16 protein-coding genes are annotated in these 17883 nt (G+C 59.4%); 7 read left to right on the top strand and 9 right to left on the bottom strand.

Translation table 11 applies throughout. The features are described 5' to 3' along the window. Nucleotides 1–2: 2 nt before the first annotated feature. The gene (locus tag RYC18_RS25950) at nucleotides 3–932 is read left to right on the top strand and encodes a magnesium transporter CorA family protein (protein ID WP_005743647.1); all 930 of its coding nucleotides are present in this window, start codon (nucleotides 3–5) and stop codon (nucleotides 930–932) included. 4 nt (nucleotides 933–936) lie between these two features. On the opposite strand, the gene RYC18_RS25945 is transcribed toward RYC18_RS25950, so the two are convergent. Genes RYC18_RS25945 through lexA form a run of 5 tightly spaced genes read right to left on the bottom strand, consistent with a single transcriptional unit; the run spans nucleotide 937 to nucleotide 7596 of the window. Further along, a complete protein-coding gene (locus tag RYC18_RS25945; RefSeq protein ID WP_316887023.1) occupies nucleotides 937–1788 on the bottom strand; it encodes an urea carboxylase-associated family protein in 852 nt (283 codons plus the stop codon). A 55-nt stretch (nucleotides 1789–1843) separates the two neighbouring features. Then, nucleotides 1844–4939 (bottom strand): error-prone DNA polymerase, encoded by a 3096-nt coding sequence (locus RYC18_RS25940; protein ID WP_046832860.1) that lies wholly within the window; start codon nucleotides 4937–4939, stop codon nucleotides 1844–1846. Continuing rightward, nucleotides 4936–6351 carry a Y-family DNA polymerase gene (locus tag RYC18_RS25935; protein ID WP_005777494.1) on the bottom strand — a complete coding sequence of 472 codons (1416 nt, stop codon included), beginning with the start codon at nucleotides 6349–6351 and terminating at the stop codon, nucleotides 4936–4938. Before RYC18_RS25935 ends, RYC18_RS25940 begins: the two co-directional genes overlap by 4 nt. Nucleotides 6352–6358: 7 nt before the next feature. Then, nucleotides 6359–6979: a translesion DNA synthesis-associated protein ImuA gene (imuA, locus tag RYC18_RS25930; RefSeq protein WP_005777496.1), complete on the bottom strand. Its 621-nt coding sequence runs from the start codon at nucleotides 6977–6979 to the stop codon at nucleotides 6359–6361. Next, nucleotides 6979–7596, bottom strand: coding sequence for a transcriptional repressor LexA (lexA, locus tag RYC18_RS25925; protein WP_010202582.1), 618 nt, complete (start codon nucleotides 7594–7596; stop codon nucleotides 6979–6981). Before lexA ends, imuA begins: the two co-directional genes overlap by 1 nt. A gap of 181 nt (nucleotides 7597–7777) precedes the next feature. Here lexA and RYC18_RS25920 point away from each other — a divergent pair, with 181 nt between their 5' ends. After that, nucleotides 7778–8773 (top strand): aldo/keto reductase, encoded by a 996-nt coding sequence (locus tag RYC18_RS25920; protein ID WP_005777499.1) that lies wholly within the window; start codon nucleotides 7778–7780, stop codon nucleotides 8771–8773. A 19-nt stretch (nucleotides 8774–8792) separates the two neighbouring features. On the opposite strand, the gene RYC18_RS25915 is transcribed toward RYC18_RS25920, so the two are convergent. Next, the gene (locus tag RYC18_RS25915) at nucleotides 8793–9479 is read right to left on the bottom strand and encodes a hypothetical protein (RefSeq protein ID WP_016981277.1); all 687 of its coding nucleotides are present in this window, start codon (nucleotides 9477–9479) and stop codon (nucleotides 8793–8795) included. Nucleotides 9480–9688: 209 nt separating this feature from the next. Here RYC18_RS25915 and RYC18_RS25910 point away from each other — a divergent pair, with 209 nt between their 5' ends. Genes RYC18_RS25910 through RYC18_RS25895 form a run of 4 tightly spaced genes read left to right on the top strand, consistent with a single transcriptional unit; the run spans nucleotide 9689 to nucleotide 12553 of the window. After that, nucleotides 9689–10066 (top strand): hypothetical protein, encoded by a 378-nt coding sequence (locus RYC18_RS25910; protein WP_155276258.1) that lies wholly within the window; start codon nucleotides 9689–9691, stop codon nucleotides 10064–10066. Beyond that, the gene (locus tag RYC18_RS25905; protein WP_005777502.1) at nucleotides 9981–10991 is read left to right on the top strand and encodes an aliphatic sulfonate ABC transporter substrate-binding protein; all 1011 of its coding nucleotides are present in this window, start codon (nucleotides 9981–9983) and stop codon (nucleotides 10989–10991) included. Before RYC18_RS25910 ends, RYC18_RS25905 begins: the two co-directional genes overlap by 86 nt. Beyond that, entirely contained in the window at nucleotides 10988–11839 is an 852-nt protein-coding gene (locus RYC18_RS25900; RefSeq protein WP_005743638.1) for an ABC transporter permease, read from the top strand. The genes RYC18_RS25905 and RYC18_RS25900 overlap by 4 nt, the downstream gene beginning before the upstream one ends. Further along, complete coding sequence (locus RYC18_RS25895) at nucleotides 11840–12553, top strand: ABC transporter ATP-binding protein (protein ID WP_005777504.1); 714 nt, start codon at nucleotides 11840–11842, stop codon at nucleotides 12551–12553. 19 nt (nucleotides 12554–12572) lie between these two features. On the opposite strand, the gene RYC18_RS25890 is transcribed toward RYC18_RS25895, so the two are convergent. Further along, on the bottom strand, nucleotides 12573–13652 hold the full coding sequence (locus RYC18_RS25890) for a polyamine ABC transporter substrate-binding protein (protein WP_005777506.1): 1080 nt from the start codon (nucleotides 13650–13652) through the stop codon (nucleotides 12573–12575). Nucleotides 13653–14040: 388 nt separating this feature from the next. Between RYC18_RS25890 and RYC18_RS25885 the strand changes: the two genes are divergently transcribed. Continuing rightward, nucleotides 14041–14307, top strand: a complete 267-nt coding sequence (locus RYC18_RS25885) for a DUF1652 domain-containing protein (RefSeq protein ID WP_002553708.1) — start codon at nucleotides 14041–14043, stop codon at nucleotides 14305–14307. 10 nt (nucleotides 14308–14317) lie between these two features. Here the strand turns inward: RYC18_RS25885 and RYC18_RS25880 are convergent, their stop codons facing one another. Together RYC18_RS25880 and RYC18_RS25875 are read right to left on the bottom strand one after the other, a co-directional pair. Further along, on the bottom strand, nucleotides 14318–16810 hold the full coding sequence (locus RYC18_RS25880) for a UvrD-helicase domain-containing protein (RefSeq protein WP_046832859.1): 2493 nt from the start codon (nucleotides 16808–16810) through the stop codon (nucleotides 14318–14320). 129 nt (nucleotides 16811–16939) lie between these two features. Then, nucleotides 16940–17863 (bottom strand): sugar kinase, encoded by a 924-nt coding sequence (locus RYC18_RS25875; protein WP_005777509.1) that lies wholly within the window; start codon nucleotides 17861–17863, stop codon nucleotides 16940–16942. Nucleotides 17864–17883 lie beyond the last annotated feature (20 nt).

Below are 17883 nucleotides of genomic sequence, written 5' to 3'. Positions count from 1 at the left end.
CGATGATTCAGGGCCTGAAACTCGACAACAACCAGTTGCTGGCATGTGACCCGCAAAAGGCTCAGGTGCTGTGGTTCAGCAAACCCGATGCCGGGGAACGCAGATTATTGCTGGAGCGATTTCACCTTGATGAGCATGCCGTTGCCTCGGCACTCGACCCCGACGAAATTTCGCGCATCGAGTTTCACCCTGATGCGTTGTTCGTTATCTGGAAACGTCCCGAGAACTATTCGGGCAAGGACAGCTTCTCGTTCGACGTTTCGTCCTTTGGCGTGCTGTTGAGCCGGGACCAGCTGGTGCTGATCTGCGATGACGAGCTACCCTTGAGCGCGCTGGGGGCTCACCGCCCGTTAGACCAGCCGCTGGATATCCTTCTGGAGCTGCTGTTCAACAATATTCATCACTATCTGGGCCATTTGAAAGTCATCAAGATGGTCGCCCGGGAATTGCAGCAGAAATTCAACTCTTCCCTGGAAAACCGCCATTTGCTGCAGATGTTCAACCTCAGCGAAAGTCTGGTGTATTACATCAATGCCATCCACAGCAACGGGGCGGTCCTGACGCGTTTGCGCAACCATGCGCAAGGCCGGCAATACGCAGCCGACAGCCTGGCGCTGATCGACGACATGATCATCGAGAACGACCAGTGCTACAAACAGGCGGAGATCTATTCCACGGTGTTCGCCGGGTTGATGGATGCACGCGGAAATCTGGTCAATAACAGCACCAACACCCTGCTGCGCAAACTGACGCTAATCAATGTGGTGTTTCTGCCCCTGAACCTGATTGCCGGGATCGGCGGCATGTCGGAATTCAGCATGATGACCGCCCCGCTGCACTGGTGGGTGGCCTACCCGGCACTGCTTCTGGCCATGCTCGGGCTGGGGGCGGTGATGGTCTGGGGGCTGCGCAAGATGGCTCGCGCAGCCTGAGCGGTTATTTTTCCCATTCAGCCTTGGCAATCTGCAAGCCATGCTGACCGTTATAAGCTGCACGTTCGGGAGACTGCCAACCCTCCAGCAACGCAGCGTCGAGATCGTAGATTTCGACGCCCAGCGGACGGCAAACGCTTAACGGGTCCTGCGCGTCAGGCCCCCACATCGGCAGTGACAGGTCGCCACCCGGACAGGTCGACAAGGCGCACAGCAGGTCGATTTCAGCAAAGAACTCCAGGTAATCGCCCTTTTGCGCCGGACAGGCTTTCATGAAGTACATGTCGTCATGGTTCAGGCCGGTGCACTGGAAGATATTCAACACGTCATGCACATCGAATTCGGTCAGCCCGTGCGGCAACACTGCGCGGGTCAGGTTGGAATGGCAGTGATGGTGAAAGTCTTCACCGGTCAGCATCTTGTTGACGTAGGGATCACAGCGCGTGCCGAGCAAATCGTGCAGGCGGCCACCATGCTCGTCGATCCCGTAGCTGGCCAGGCTGTCATCGGTGATGGTGACCAGCGGCCGTAAAAACGGCAGATTCGACCACAGCCGATCGTGGGTGCTGATATGCGCACCCTGCAACTGCCGCGTGCGCGCAGCCCACAGGCGCTCGCGGGGGTCGTTGGCGTTCCAGACATTGAAATCACCCACCTGCGGGCCCACCGGTGTGGTGACCCGAAACACCTGACCGGCCTTGACCTTCCAGGCCCGTCCGGTGCGGATCGGCACTTCAAATTGCTCGACGAGGTTACGCTGCTGCGCATTCGTGCGGATACGCTCGTAAAAGGCCGTATCCACTTGCAGCGCCGCGCCTTTGCTGACCTGGTAAGCGGCTGGGTAGTCTTTGTACATACAGGGCTACTCGTTGGCAGGATGTACCGATTGCTACTGCAAATTACAGGCCCGATTACTGAAAATCCCGGCTGCGCACATCCAGTCCAGTCAACAGCGGCGTCAGGTCATAAAGCCGCTGGGCGATCAGGTGCCGTACGCCGCTTTTCGATTCCAGTCGCCCGAACACCTGCAGCAATTGCGAGCCCACCAAGACCTTGCGCTGTCGCTCGGCCAGGTCGCGCCAGACCACGACGTTGACCATGCCGAATTCGTCTTCCAGCGTCACGAAGGTCACGCCACTGGCGGTGCCCGGTCGTTGGCGGCCGATGACCAGCCCCGCCACGCTGAGGGTTCGGTCGTTTTCCAAGCTCAGCAAGTCTTGTGAGCTGCGAAAGCGTTTGGCAGCCAGTTGCCGACGCAGCAAGGCCAGTGGGTGCGGACCAAGGGTGGTACCCAGAGTGGCGTAGTCGGCCATCAGGTCTTCGGCCACCGTCGGCAGCGGCAGCGTTACCTGTGTGTCTTCGCTGGGCAAGTCGTTGAACAACGGTCGCTGGGCTTCCACCCCTGCCACTTCCCAGCGCGCCCGGTGCCGATGACCAATCAGGCCACGCAAGGCCCCGGAATCCGCCAGTGCTTCAGCGGCGCGAGCGTCCAAACCGGCACGCAGGCTAAGGTCTGTGGCATCGCTGAACAGCCGTTTCGAGCGGGCCGTTTCGATGCGCCGGGCATCATCCTCGCGAAAACCACGCACCATGCGCAGCCCCAGGCGAATCGCCAGATTGCGCGTGCTGTCGGGATGATCGAGCGGCTCCAGCGAACAATCCCAGTCGCTGTAGCGCACATCCACCGGGCGGATTTCAATGTGGTGGCGACGGGCGTCCTGTAACAATTGATCCGGGCTGTAAAACCCCATCGGCCAGCTGTTGATCAGTGCGCAGGTGAACGCTGCCGGTTCATGGCACTTAAGCCAGCAACTGGCGTAGGTCAGCAAGGCGAAACTGGCGGCATGGGATTCGGGAAAACCATAACTGCCAAAGCCCTTGATCTGTTCGAAGATCCGGTCGGCAAAGTCCGCTTCATAGCCGTTTTTCAGCATGCCCGTGCGCAGCCGTTCGCGATGCGGCTCCAGCCCGCCGTGGCGTTTCCACGCGGCCATCGCTCGGCGCAGTTCGTCCGCCTCGCCCGGTGTGTAACCAGCGGCGATGATCGCCACTTCCATGACCTGCTCCTGGAACAGCGGCACGCCCAGGGTGCGCTCAAAGACGCTTTTTAGTTTAGGCGGATAGGTAATGGCTTCCTCTTTATTACGCCGACGCAGATATGGGTGAACCATGTCGCCCTGGATCGGCCCCGGCCGGACAATGGCGACTTCGATGACCAGGTCGTAGAATTTTTCCGGTCTGAGGCGCGGCAGCATGGCCATCTGCGCACGCGACTCGATCTGGAACACGCCGATGGTGTCGGCCCGGCTGATCATTTCGTAGGTTTTCCGGTCGTCGCCCGGCAGGTCTGCGAGGGTCCAGCGCTTGCCCCGGTGCAGATGCACCAGATCGAACGTGCGGCGCAAAGCGCTGAGCATGCCCAGTGCAAGTATGTCGACTTTCAACAGGCCGACCAGGTCCAGATCATCCTTGTCCCACTGAATGATCGTGCGGTCGGCCATCGCGGCGTTCTCGACAGGCACCAGCGTCTCCAGCGGATGCTCGGAAATCACGAAGCCGCCCGGATGTTGCGACAAATGCCGAGGAAAGCCGATCAGCTCGCCGGTGAGTGCCAGCACACGCTTGAGGATTGGCATGTCGGCATCGAAGCCGTATTCGCGCAGGCGTTCGGGCGACGGCAGCGAATCGCTCCAGCGGCTAAAGGCATCGGCCAGGGCGTTGATCTGGTCAGGCGGCAAACCCAGCACCTTGGCCACATCACGCACTGCGCCCGAGCCGTGATACGTGCTGGCCACTGCGGTCAGCGCCGCCCTGCCCCGACCATAACGCCTGAATATGTACTGAATGACTTCTTCGCGGCGGTCGTGCTCGAAATCCACGTCGATGTCCGGTGGCTCGTTGCGCTCTTTGGAGATAAAGCGCTCGAACAGCAGGTTGCTCTTTTCCGGGTTCAGCTCGGTGATCCCCAGCGCATAACACACTGCCGAGTTGGCCGCCGAGCCGCGTCCCTGACAAAGGATGTGCTGGCTGCGGGCAAACTCGACGATGTCATGCACGGTCAGAAAGTAGCTGTCGAACTTCTTTTCCGTGATCAGGGCCAGTTCCTTCTCGACCTGCGCGCGGGTGGCTGGCGTCAGCCCGTTCGGCCAGCGTTTGCGGGCACCGCGCTCGGTCAGTTCACGCAGCCACGACGTGGGTGTCTGGCCTTTGGGGACCAGCTCGTGCGGGTATTCATATTTCAATTGTTTGAGATCAAACGTGCAGCGCCGGGCAATACGCACCGATTCGGCCAGCAGCCAGTCCGGGTAATGCTCGGCAAGCGCATCCAGTGGCCGTAAATGGCGCTCGCCGTTGGCAAACAACAGGTGCCCTGCTTCGGCCACGGTCGTGTGATGGCGAATGGCAGTCATGGTGTCCTGCAGGGCACGCCGACCGCGCGCGTGCATGTGCACATCACCGCTGGCAACTGCCGGGATACCCAACGATTGCGCCAGCGCCAGCAAGTCGGCCAGACGCTGCTCGTCATCCGCGCCGCGATGTAACTCCACGCCGAGCCAGAGGCGCTCGGCAAAGCGCTCACGCAACCAGCGTCCATGCGCCAGGCAGGCTTGCGCGTCGCCTTCGATTTCCGGCAGCCAGATGGCCAGCAACCCGTCCGGAGACGGCTCGAAATCTTCACGCAACAACCGGTACTCACCTTTTCTGGCTCTGCGGCGTGCCACCGTGATCAATTTGCACAACGCCTCATAACCTGTCTGGCTTTCCACCAGCAGCACGGCTTTCGGCCCGTTCTCGATGTGCATTTCGCTGCCGATGATCAACGGCAGGCCGGTGCTGATGGACGCCTGCCAGGCACGTACGATACCGGCCAGCGTGCACTCGTCAGTGATGGCCAGCGCCTGATAGCCGTGGCGCAAGGCTCGTTCGAACAGCTCACGGGCGCTTGAGGCGCCGCGCTGAAAACTGAAGTTGGACAAGCAATGCAGCTCGGCGTATTCGCTGGTCATGCGAACCAGCCATGCAGCAGCAGTTCACCCTGCTCGCCCACGCTGCGATAGGCCCAGGCGCGCTGGCCGCTGGAGGTTTCGACCAGATAGTAGTCGCGGCGTACATCGCCGCCGTCCCACCAGCCTGACTCGATTCGCTCGGGCCCCGCCACGATGCGCGTGGCATGAAGTGGCAGCGGCTGGGGTTCTCGCAGCAACCAGCCCGGGCGCATACAAGCTTTGGCCGGCAAGACCGGTTTGCTTGTGCTGTGTGGTTGCCAGGCACATTCAGGACGGTGATCGGCCTGAGCGCGCAAGCCATTCACAGACTCGTCACCCAGTCGCGCACGCAGGCGCTCGCGCAGTTGCTCCCAGGGCAAGGTCTGCTGCACGCGCTCATCGAACAACTGACGGTGCGCCGGGACAAAATCCGGCAAGTCTCGCGCCAGCAGGCGCACGGCACGTACCGGCGACGCGACCAGCACCTGCTCAAGCCTGCCGCGGGCCAGTTCGAACAGCATCGACGCATCGCGCTCGGCGCTCAGCAGTCCGACTGGCACCACAGTCTCCGGACCTTCAACGTGCTCCAGATGCAGGGAAAATCGCTGCACACCGCTGTCGCGTCCGGCCAGGAACAAAGCCAGATCGGCGATCAGCCGCTTGAGCGGAAACAACAGGGCCTGATGCGACTCGACGTCGAAATTCAGCTCGATGCGTACATCGAAGAAGTCCGGCGGTGTGTAGCACTCCAGTGCCACCGGTCGTTCGCCAAGCAATGTATCGAGATGCTGCAGCACGCTGGCCGGGAACCGCCGCGCCAGTGTATCGCGCGGCAGGGCCAGCACCTGCCGCACAGAGCGCAGCCCCATGCGTGTCAGGGCCGTGGCGGTTTCACGGCTCAGACCGATGCGTTCCAGCGGCATATGCTCCAGGCTGCGGCGCAACGCCTGCGGGCAATCAATGCTCAGCCCGTCATGCATGTTGGCCAGCATCCGTGCGGCTATCGGGTTGGGCGCGACCACGATGCGATGCCGGAAACCCTGCGTGGTCAGCTCTTCACGCAAGCGTGCCTCGAACACCGGCCAAGGGCCGAACAGCTTGAGACTGGACTCAATCTCCATCAGCAACACTCGAGGGTACTTGAGGCTGACATTGGAGCTGAAACCGTACGCCCAGGCCGCGAGCAGTTGCTGCAAGCGCTCAATGTCGGCCGGGTCATGCTCGACCGTGGAGAAGTTCGACACCAGCGCCTGAGCGGCCGTCAGCGACTGCCCGGCTTTCAAACCCAGCGCACGCGCCGCCGGATTGACGGCTTGCAACACGCGACGTTGAGCACTGCCGCTGATCAGCGCCAGAGGTTCATCGGGATCGTTACGACGACGCATGACGCCGTCGAGCGCCAGTTGCGGCAGCAAGACACAGGCCCAGAGCATAAGAACCTCAGGCGTCGGTCGAAAATGGAATGGGGAAAGGCGGCGCAAGCCCGCCACGGCACTTGAGCACCCGCAATTGTGCAGGACGGGTATCGACAGCGATGCGCAGGGCCGCCGGTGACGGATTGGCGGCGGCCTGCTGCGGGCGACAGGCAAACGCCAGGGTCTGCCCGGTTTCGGCAGCGACCTGCAAACGTCGCAGCGCACGGTCATCGACCATGCCGGGCCAGCACACGACCGCGCCACAGCTGCCGGAGCGCAGGCACTGTTCGGCAGCCCACAGGGCATCGCGCGGACCGGCCTCGATGACGACCAATTGGCGCAGATCGACCCCGGCGGCCAGCCAGGCTTGCGGGTACGGAATGTAGGGCGGTGCAACCAGCACAATGCGCTCACCGATCGCGGACAACCTTGCCAGACTTGGCCACAGCAGACGCAATTCCCCACTGCCATTGGCCGGGATGAGAATTTCAGTCAGGGCGGCAGCAGGCCAGCCGCCAGTGGGCAAGGCGCTATCGAGCAGCGCATGGCCACTGGGGTGCGGGCTGACCTGCGGCGCGCTCTGCTGACGGCCTTTCCAGACCCTGCGCTCATCCAGCAAGGCGTCAAGGCTGACCACCGCGCCCATCATTCGCGCCGGACCAGCCCGCAGAATACGCCTTCGATGGCGAAGTCCTGATCAGGCGTGACAATGATCGGTTCGTAGGCCGGGTTGCGCGGCAACAGGCGCACCTGATCGGCACTGCGATGCAGGCGCTTGATAGTGACTTCGCCGTCCAGGCGGGCAACGACGATCTGGCCGTCACTGGCCTGCGGGTTACGGTGCACGCCGACCAGATCGCCATCAAGGATACCGTCTTCGATCATCGAGTCGCCCTGCACGCGCAACAGGTAGTCCGGCACACGGGTAAACGTGCTGCGGTCCAGATGCAGTGTGGTGTGAATATCGAGGTCCGGCCCGATAGGTGCGCCCGCAGCTACGCGCCCCAATACCGGAAGTTCGAGCAATTCGGGCCGTGGCTCACTGTTGAGCAGGCGAATACCCCGGGCCTGGTGCGCTACGACCTCGATCAGACCGGCTTCTGTGAGGGCCACAATGTGCTTGCGCGCCACGCTGCGTGAAGCAAAACCGAAAGCCTCGGAGATTTCCGCCAGGCTCGGCGATTGCCCTTGCTGCGCGATGCGATCGCGGATGAAGGTAAGGATTGCGCTGCGACGGGGAGATAATGTGCTCATGGAGTACATTTGTACTCCACTCGTGATTTTATGACTAGTACGGTTTGTCGGATTGACGCCGCACGCTCTCGCGCTTTGTGAACGTTAATTATTCGGATTTTCACAACAGTGAAATAAGAAACACCCGGTTTATTGCGCCAGCCAAAGCGTAGAGACTTGATGGCTCTTTCAACGATCAGGAGAGTTCATTGTGATCACGCGCCAACTGGGTCACCACGGTCCGCAGGTTTCTGCCATCGGGCTGGGCTGCATGGGAATGTCGGACTTCTACACCACCGGCATCGACGAAAAGGAATCCATCGCCACCTTGCACCGCGCACTGGAGCTGGGTGTCACCTTTTTCGATACAGCGGACATGTACGGCCCGCACACCAACGAGACGTTGCTCGGCCGGGCTCTTGAAGGCAAACGCGAAGGTATTTACCTGGCCAGCAAGTTCGGCATCGTGCGTGGCGATGACCCGCATGCGCGTGGCGTGAATGGCAGCCCGGCGTACATTCACCAGTCCATCGATGCCAGCCTGAAACGGCTGAATACCGATTATCTTGATCTCTACTATCAGCACCGTGTCGACCCCAATGTGCCCATCGAGGACACCATCGGTGCCATGGCCGAGCTGGTCAAGGCTGGCAAGGTTCGCCATATAGGTATCTGCGAAGCCAGCGCAGCGACCATCGAAAGAGCCCACAACGTGCATCCGCTGGCCGCCGTGCAAAGTGAATATTCGTTATGGTCACGCGATCCGGAGCACGACAATGTGCTCGCCACTTGCCGTCGCCTGGGTATTGCTTTCGTGGCTTACAGCCCGCTGGGCCGTGGCTTTCTGACTGGCGCATTGCGCACCCCGGACGATTTCGCTGCCGATGACTATCGTCGTTTCAGCCCGCGCTTTCAGGACGAAAACTTCAAACGCAATCTGGCACTGGTAGAAAAGGTCAAGGCACTGGCTGCGGCCAAAGGCGTCAGCGCGTCGCAACTGGCGCTGGCCTGGGTACTTGCTCAAGGCGACGACATCATTCCGATCCCGGGCACCAAACAGCGCAAGTACCTGGAAAGCAATGTGGCAGCAGCTTCATTGACGCTGAGTACCGATGAGCTGGCTCAACTGGATGCGATCTTCCCGGCGCAAGGGGCCGTGTCGGGCGAGCGTTACAGCCCGGAGTCGATGAAGTCGCTCAACGGCTGAAAACGTTTGTGGTTCGAGATCAGGTCGCCTCAGGGCAGGTCTCGGTGCCGTTGTTGAGGCCCTGTTTTTGATTCTTGTAATCGAGCGTGGCCTTGCCATCGACCCATTTCAGGGTGACGACAATCACTGAGTCGAAATCATCGTTCGTCCAGTCATCAAGCAGGTTAGTGCTCTTGCCGGACGCTTCTTCAGCAACCTTGTTGATCAGCTCCGGCAGGTAGCCATGCGACCAGGCGGTGTAGACAACTGCGTTGTGGTACTTGTCCCGCATCAGCTCATCGGCCAGGTCTGCGGTGTCGTTGGCACCAAAGTCGAGGTTGACGGGCAGACCCAGTTTGATTGCGCTGGGCCCTACCGTCATCAGCGGACGCACGTAGCTGTAGGACAGGTCGCCCTCACCCTCTTCCACGTGTCGGCTGGGGTTGGCGGCGAAGATAAAGTCAGCTTTGCCGAATTCCCTGGGCAAGACCTCCGACAGTTCGATGGCCCGGTTGAGCCCTTGGCAGTTCAGTTGCCCCAGCCCCATGGCCGGTTTTTCGGCATGACGAAGAAATACCAGTGTCTGCGTGCCGTTCTTGGGCTCGGCATGAACCCCCTTGCCCATGGTGAACAGGGCCAGGGCAGAAGCCACCAGTAATGATGGGAAGAAGCACCATGCGATGCGGCGCTGGAGTCGGGTGATCGAAGGCATTTTCGGCATATTCATTATTTTCTGAGTCCGGTGCGCATTTGAAAGGGATCAGCCATCTGGCTGGTGCGAATACGCAGGCTTATGCAGCTCGCCCCAAGAATTTCTGCGGATCAGTCAACCAAGGGCGCAGTGGGCGCACACTCATGGATCACGCGCGAATCTTAGTGCTCACATGTTTCGAAATTAAGAATGTGGACGATTAGGAGTGTCAAAAAACGATTCTGTTGCAAACCTGGCGAAAAAAATCACCCGAAAAGCAGAAAAACTGTCAGAAAATCGTCGAAAAACAGGCCGTGAGCCTTACTGTTTACCAGGCAACAACAGTTCAACACCTTGCTGCCAGATCAACATCACTCACACTGGAAAATTGCCCTGATACCTTGCTGTTCAAGCACCCGGACCCTTGGCACAGAGCATGCAATATTCCATTTGTGAATTTCATGCTCTCTGGACTGCTGTTTTTGAAATATGCAAACCAGTCTTGCAGCCCTTGTCTCCCCGATCTGGACGCTCACTATGCCACAACCCCCTATTTCTTTTTGGTTGCAAACGCCGCGAGCCCTGATTCGCTGGATGGTAACGACCTGCACATTGGCGATTAGCCTGCAGGGAGTAGCACAGGCCGCTGAAACCGCGCCTGCCGAAGTCCGCCTGGATTACGCCTATTATTCGCCGGTCAGCCTGGCGCTCAAGCATTTTGGCTGGCTGGAGAAAGCCCTGCCGGAGGCGAAAGTCACCTGGGTGTTGAGCCAGGGCAGCAACCGCTCGCTGGAATACCTGAACAGTGGCAGCGTCGACTTTGCTTCGTCGGCCAGCCTGTCTGCGGTGCTGGCCAGGGCCAACGGCAGCCCGATCAAATCGGTGTATGTCTACAGCCGGGCAGAATGGACGGCTCTGGTGGTGCGCAAGGATTCTCCCCTGCAATCGGTTGCCGAACTCAAAGGCAAGAAAATCGCCGCCACCAAAGGCACCGACCCTTATCTGTTCACCTTGCGCGCGCTGCAGAAGGCCGGGCTGAAAAAGGATGATGTCGAGTTGCTGCACCTGCAGCATCCCGATGGACGCACCGCCCTCGAAAAAGGCGACGTAGATGCCTGGGCAGGGCTTGACCCGCACATGGCGGCCAGTGAAATACAGTCCGGCTCGCGCCTGCTTTACCGCAACAAGGACTTCAACAGCTATGGCGTACTGAGCGTCACGGAAACCTACGCCAAGGAGCATCCACAGGCGATCAGGACGGTATTGAGCGCTTATGAAAAAGCCCGCGAATGGGCGCTGAAGAACCCCGACGAATTGGCCAGATTGCTGGCTGACGAGTCAGGCCTGCCGCTGGAAGTCGCCAGGTTGCAATTGACCCGCACAGACCTGAGCAACCCGCAGCTGAGCGAAAAAGATGTAGAAGCATCCAAGTCCGCAGCACCGATTCTGGTGTCCGAGGACCTGGTGCGCAAAGGCGTGAAAGTCGAACAAGTGATCGATCAGTTGATCACGCCAGAGTTTTCCAAAGCCGTGATCGCAACGCCATGACCAGCCCAGACAAGTCCCTGCCTGCCTGTGCGCAGGCGGCCTTGCCTGACAAGGCGCAGCGCACGTTTTGGCAGCGCTACAAAACGCCGCTCAAAGGCCTGGTAGTCCCCGCTGTAATCATTGTTTTGCTGGAAATTATCGTGCGCATCGGCTGGCTGCCCTCCTACCAGATGCCAGCACCCAGCGAGATCGTGCTGACACTGCGCGATCTGGCCGATGGTGCGTTGTGGAAACACATAAGTGCCAGCCTGTTGCGTGTGCTCAGCGGCTTTGTGATCGGCGCAAGCCTGGCCTTGGTATTTGCCGCGTGGGTGGGGCTCAGCCGTGAGGCGGAGGCGTATCTGGAGCCGACGTTCGCCGGGCTTCGTTCCATCCCCAGCCTGGCCTGGGTGCCGCTTCTACTGCTGTGGCTGGGCATTGGCGAGACATCCAAGATTGTGCTGATCGCCATCGGTGCGTTTTTTCCGGTCTACCTCAACGGCGTGGCCGCGATTCGGGGCATTGACCGAAAGCTGGTGGAAGTCGGCCAGATGTATGGCTTCAGCCGCTATCGCCTGACCCGGCGTATTCTTCTGCCCGCCGCCCTGCCCGGCCTGTTCACCGGTTTGCGCAACGGCATGAGCCTGTCATGGATGTTTCTGGTAGCCGCCGAGCTGATCGCGGCCACAAAAGGCCTGGGCTACCTGCTCAGTGATGGACGCGAAACCTCGCGCCCGGACATCGTGCTGGCGGCCATCATCGTTCTGGCGACACTGGGCAAGTTGAGCGACGGCCTGTTGGCAGGCCTGGAAAAACGCTTTCTGGCCTGGCGGGACACATTCACCGGTCAAAGCCGCGAGGGTCGATAGATGCCGGAATCGTTGATGAACATACGCGTAGACCGCAAGGCATTCGCTGGCAATACCATACTGCAGGATATCGATCTGTCATTACAGTCAGGTGAGATCGTCAGCCTGCTGGGGCCAAGCGGTTGCGGTAAAAGCACGCTGCTCAGAATTGTCGCCGGGCTGGAGCAGGACTTTCGTGGCTCGGTGGACAACATTGAGGGAGAAGTCGCGTTTGTGTTTCAGGAACCGCGCCTGATGCCCTGGCTGACCGTCGAACAGAATATCGGCTTCAGTGACGATGCTGGCTACGACCGCAGATGGGTCGGTCAATTGATCGAGGAAGTGGGCCTGTCCGGTTTCGCCGATGCCTTGCCAAAAGCATTGTCCGGAGGCATGGCGCAACGCGTGGCCATTGCTCGCGGTCTGTACTCGCACCCTACGGTATTGCTACTGGATGAGCCTTTCAGCGCAGTGGACGCGTTTACCCGAATGAAGCTTCAGGACCTGCTGCTGCAATTGGCCGAGCGTCACGCTATCACCCTGTTGCTGGTGACTCACGATGTCGACGAGGCGTTGTACCTGAGCGACCGGGTATTAGTGATGGGCAGCCGCCCCGGCACGATCACCCAGCAACTGCCGGTCGGGCTGCAAGCACCAAGGGATCGCCGCGATCCGTTACTGGCTCGACTGAAAGCTCAGGCACTGACCGAGCTGCATCAGGCGCATATCATTTGACGTCGGTCGCCTCGCAGCCTTACTTGTCGGCCTTGAACTCTTTCCAGAGTCCCTGGCGCAACGCCTCGATATTAACCGGGACCTGAGACATCACGAACAAGCGGCTCAGCATGTCGGCGTCTGGATAGACAGTGGTATCCGTCCACAGGCCGGGATTGATCAGGGCGTCGGCCTTTTCGTTACCGTTGGCGTAATGCACCGTATTGGTAATGTTGGCGATCACTTCCGGGCGCAGCAGGTAGTTCATGAACGCGTAGGCACCTTTGACATCAGGGGCATCAGCCGGGATGGCGATCATGTCAAACCACATTGGCGCGCCCTCCTTTGGAACCACATAGCTGATTGTGATGTTGTTACCCGCTTTTTGGGCCTGCTCCTGCGCCAGGGAAATATCCCCTGAGTAGCCCACTGCCACACAGATCTTGCCCGTAGCGAGGTCGCCAATATAGTCGGCTGAACTGAAATTGCGCACATACGGCCGTACCTCATCCAGCAGCGCCTTGGCCTTTTTGTAGTCGTCCGGCACCTCGCTGTGCGGTGGCAGGCCGAGGTAGTTCAGAGCGATAGGGATCAGCGCCGGTGCGCTGTCCAGAAAAGCGACACCACACTGGGCGAGCTTTTTCATGTTTTCCGGCTTGAGCACCAGATCCCATGAGTCAAGCGGTGTGTCCTTGCCAAGAATGGCCTTGACCTTCGCCATGTCATAGCCGATTCCGGTGCTGCCCCACAGGTAGGGAAACCCATGCTGGTTGCCCGGATCACTGCCCTCCAGTGCCTTGAGCAGAACCGGGTTGAGGTTTTTCCAGTTGGGGAGCTGCCGTTTGTCGAGGGTCTTGAGCAAGCCGTTTTCAATCTGTCGACCCATGAAATGAATGGACGGAAAGACCAGGTCGTACCCGGAATGGCCAGCAATCAGCTTTGTGTTCAGCGTCTCATTGGTTTCGAAAGTCTCGTAAGAGGTCTTGAAACCGGTGGCCGCTTCAAAATTTTTCAGAGTGTCCGGGGCGATATAATCCGTCCAGTTGTAGATATTGACCGTCTCCGCCGCATGGCTGGTCGAGGCCAGCAACATCAGTGCAGCAAGGGATTTTCTCAGCATTTTCAGCTCCTCGGGTCAATATCGATAGCTTGCCCCAGACCGGGCATGAAAACCACCTTCGTCAAGCAAATTCAGTTCACTACGGGGCCTTCTCCGGGGTGAATGACAAATGCATGGAACGTGCCCATTGATACCTTGCGATGATGACAGCCATATAATTGATTTTTTTGTGCTGCGTCATAAAAAATTTTTCCAGAACGGTGCTGGCAAATGCTATTTTCAGTACTCGTCAGACCGCTCAGCGATCCTGCTGGAAAGCAACCCGACCGACCGATAGTCCGCTGCGCTGATTATCTTCTCGGCATCATGCTTTACCGGACGAATTCTGGCTGTCTGCCTACCCATTGGAGCAAGGGAAATGCTCGATTGATTAAGGTGGGCCATTGTCATGAACAAAGTCACATTCCCCAATGCGTGCCAACTGATGCGCTGGCACTTCCATCCGGTAGGCTTTGAAGCCTCGATGGATGCTCCCGGCAGCATGATTGCACGACTTTTCGACCGCGCCAGCGGTGAGACAGTCGTCGCCATCGCAGGCCTGCCGTGTTCCACGGTGATGAATGCCGCAGATGTAGAGCGCATCATCGAAGCCATCGAGGATGAGCTGGAATTGTTCGGCACTCATACGCAGCAACAGGTCGCCGGTTTTTCCTGAGATGACAGCCTCAGCCTGTTCGGACTTTACCGCGCAAGTCTTCAAAGAAAGGCTTGTCATGGGCAATTCTGTCTGAAGCTTTAGGCATCTGGGCACTTTCCCCGCCGCCGGTGCCTTGATCGATATACCAATAGCAATGCAGCGCCGCACGAGTAATGGCGACATAAGCCAGGCGCAAGACTTCATCCTTCTGCGCTGTATCAAAGGGCTGAAGATCGCTCGCATCACCCAGCCCTGCCAAACGGTAAACCTGATTCTTGTAAGGCGAGACAGTCAGATGCTGGCAGTCGCCCAACAAAAACACAGCATCCGCCTGCAAGCCTTTGGAACTGTGGTACGTCAACGTCCTGATGCGACGACCTTGCGCGCCCATCGCCGCGTCAGCATCGATCAATGTCTGCAAACGCTCCGAGAACCGGCTTTTCTCGCTGCCTTTGCGGTACAGCAGCAGAATCGAGTCACCGTCGTTGTAGTGCTCGGCTACACGCTCGGCCAGTTCGTCTTCGTCACGATCCAGCACCGTGACCGGCAGCAACTCTTGCGGCATGCCGCTGGCACGAGCCTTCTTGCCCGCAATCGCCGGAGCTGCCCGGACAATATGCTCTGCGGCATCGATAATGTGCTGATGGCTGCGGAAGTTGTCACTGAGCATGACTCTGGTGGTCGCCGGTGACGAAAACTCCCTGGCGAACTCCATGAAATACTTGGGTGAGCTGCCGCGCCAGCCGTAGATCGATTGCCAGTCATCGCCGACACACAGCAGTGATGAATGCTGAGCGATCCGGCCTGTATGCAGAGCGGGACCACGACGCCGGATTTCGCGCAGGCTGGCGCGTATCCATGAGACGATCTGCGGCGACACATCCTGGAACTCGTCGATCATCAAATGCGACAGCGGTCTGAGCATCTGGTCGCTGACGTGTTTGAGGTTTTCCGGCGATGTTTCACCGAACAACGCAAACATCCGGTTATAGGTCATGATCGGAGGCGACTGAGCCAGCAGGTGCGTTTCGAAAGCTTTCCAGAAAAGACTCAGCGCTTCGAAGAAGAAACGATCCGGGTCGTCGCTGGCAAAGCTCATCTCGGACACGGCATTGGGTACATCCAGTCCCAGGTTCTCGATGAAGCTGGCGGCGGTGACAAAACAGTCCAGTAGCGGCGCAGCACCGAGCTCACCCTTGACCCGATAGTCGAATCCGGGCCCGGCAACTGCGTCGCCCGCCAATGACTGCAATAGCTTGCTGGCAGACTGATAGTTATCCAGCCAGATCAAAGGCTTACTGCAGAAAGCTTGAAACAGGGTGCGCTTTATGACCCCCTCGGCCCACACTGGCAATTTGGCACCCGGCCGCTTGAGTTGCTGGTCTTCACTGGCGTCCAGGCCCAGCACAACCCAGGCGTCCAGCTCGGCAATATAGCCGTGAAAATAAAAGGTAAATCCATTTATTTCAACAGCTTGGCGCATAGGCTCAATGCCCTTTATAGGCCATGCTCCTGCGCGAATCCACAAGTCCTCGACGGTGTCACACCACTCCTCATCCCGTTTCGAGGATAGCTCGGTCACCGCGACACGCTTCTGCACGTCAGGATGGTCGCGATCCAGTTCCTTGAGCTGCAAGGCATGGCGATACAGCGGCGCCATGACTTCGCGGAAACGCTCATTGCCGGCGTACAGGTCGCGGTAGCAGAGATTGAGTTGCTGACGCTGCGCGTCGTTGATCCGCAGGTCGAAAGGATTGCTGTCCGCCTCTTCCAGGCCGGATGACTGGCTGCTCAGGTTCTCGAACGCCCTGAGCTGCTCAAAACCCGGCAGGCTGCGCACCAGCGGCAGAATACGCGAATGAAAGGTGCGAACCAGGTCACGAGCCTGTTTCTGCCCCGTCACATGCCCCCACAAGGCCATCACCTCGATCAGCTTGCCGATGAAGTCCTTGCGCGACTCACGGGTGAAGGTCACGACTGTCATCGCATTCAGTTCAAAGCCCAGGTAGTGATGCAACAGCAGAATGCGCAGCACCAGCGATGTAGATTTGCCTGCGCCCGCCCCGGCAATGACGTAGGTAGATGGCGTATCGCTGAAAATCATCTTCCACTGCGCCGTGCTGGGCTGAGCATGCGCAGGGAGCTTTTCGGCGACATCGGCCTTGATACGCTTTTTCAGTTCAGGCGTGAGCGCCAGCCGCCAGTCGTCGAACAGATGGTCGTCAACTCTGGGGCCGCGATGTCGGACAGGCCGGGTGTCGTTGATGACCAGCACCTGACGCCCTGCTTCCTCACCATCCAGGTAGCCGTCGGCATAACCCTCGCGCACGCCCTCTATGTGCCCGTTCAGATAGCCGTCGGCATGGCCCTGGAACCACGACGGCGTGTGCTGCGAGCCCAGCGCTGTAAGCCCGCGGCCCATCAGGCGCGATAACAGACGTCTGAAAAACGGCAGTTGCCGAGGCGGCATGAGATCGACATCCAGGTCATGAGGAAGCGCAGAAGGAAGGTCGTCAGGCACGCAGACTCCGGTGGATGGCTTGCAGGCAAAAAGGTCGCCTATGGTGGCCGGATTTACGCGCAGGTTCCAGCGAAATGCTTGTCTGTCAGTGCGTTAGCCGATCAACTGCATGTTCCGTCGCAGGTGCCATCAGACTGGCATGACCGATTTTGGTACCAGCGCACCCGGGTGTTGAATCACCACACTGGCCAGACGATGACCTGCTTCGGCAGCCTGTCGCAGGTGTTCCCCCATGAGCCGGGCGGCCAGATAGGCAGCGCTGAACGAGTCCCCTGCTGCCGTGGTATCGACGACACGCTCGACCTTTTGCGACGCAACGTCGAAACGCTCGCCGCCGGCTTCCACAAGACAACTTTGCGCGCCGCGCTTGACGACGATCTCACCGATGCCGCGACCTCGATAGGCCGCCAGTAATTGCTCACTGTCGGCATAACCATAGAGCGCCTGCTCATCGTCTTCGGTGAGCAACGCCAGATCCACATGCTGCAGGCATGCCTGATAGGCCTCGCGAGCCTGCTCCACGCTGGCCCACAGCCGAGGCCGATAGTTATTGTCGAAGGCAACCCTGACCCCACGTTGACGAGCACGGTCCAGTGCTTCCAGCAATCGGGCGCGGCCTTGCTCGCCAAGTACCGCCAGGGTGATACCACTGAAATACAGCACGTCGTAGCTGGCCAGCGCCGCGAGGATCGGCTCGGCCGCAGGCGTCATGAAACAGTCCCGCACGGCGGCTTCGTTGCGCCAGTAGAGGAAACGACGCTCGCCATTGGCATCGGTCTGAATGCAGTAGAGCCCGGGTAAACGCCCCGGCAGGCGTTGCACCTTGCCCAGACCAATGCCCTCATCGGCCCAGATCCGGCACATTGCATCGCTGAAGCTGTCGTCACCCAGCGCCGTGACGTAATCCACCTTGGCGCGCTCACCCAACAATCGGGCAAGGTAAACCGCCGTATTGAGCGTGTCACCGCCGAAGCTCTGACGCAGGCTGCCGTCGGCATGCTGCTGTAACTCGATCATGCATTCGCCGATCAGGGCGACCCGTGGAAGGCTCATGAGACGATTACTCCTGCCAA

The organism is Pseudomonas syringae group sp. 247E2 (genome assembly GCF_032587795.1).
GTDB lineage: Bacteria > Pseudomonadota > Gammaproteobacteria > Pseudomonadales > Pseudomonadaceae > Aquipseudomonas > Aquipseudomonas amygdali.
This window is presented reverse-complemented; position numbering and strand designations above follow the sequence as displayed.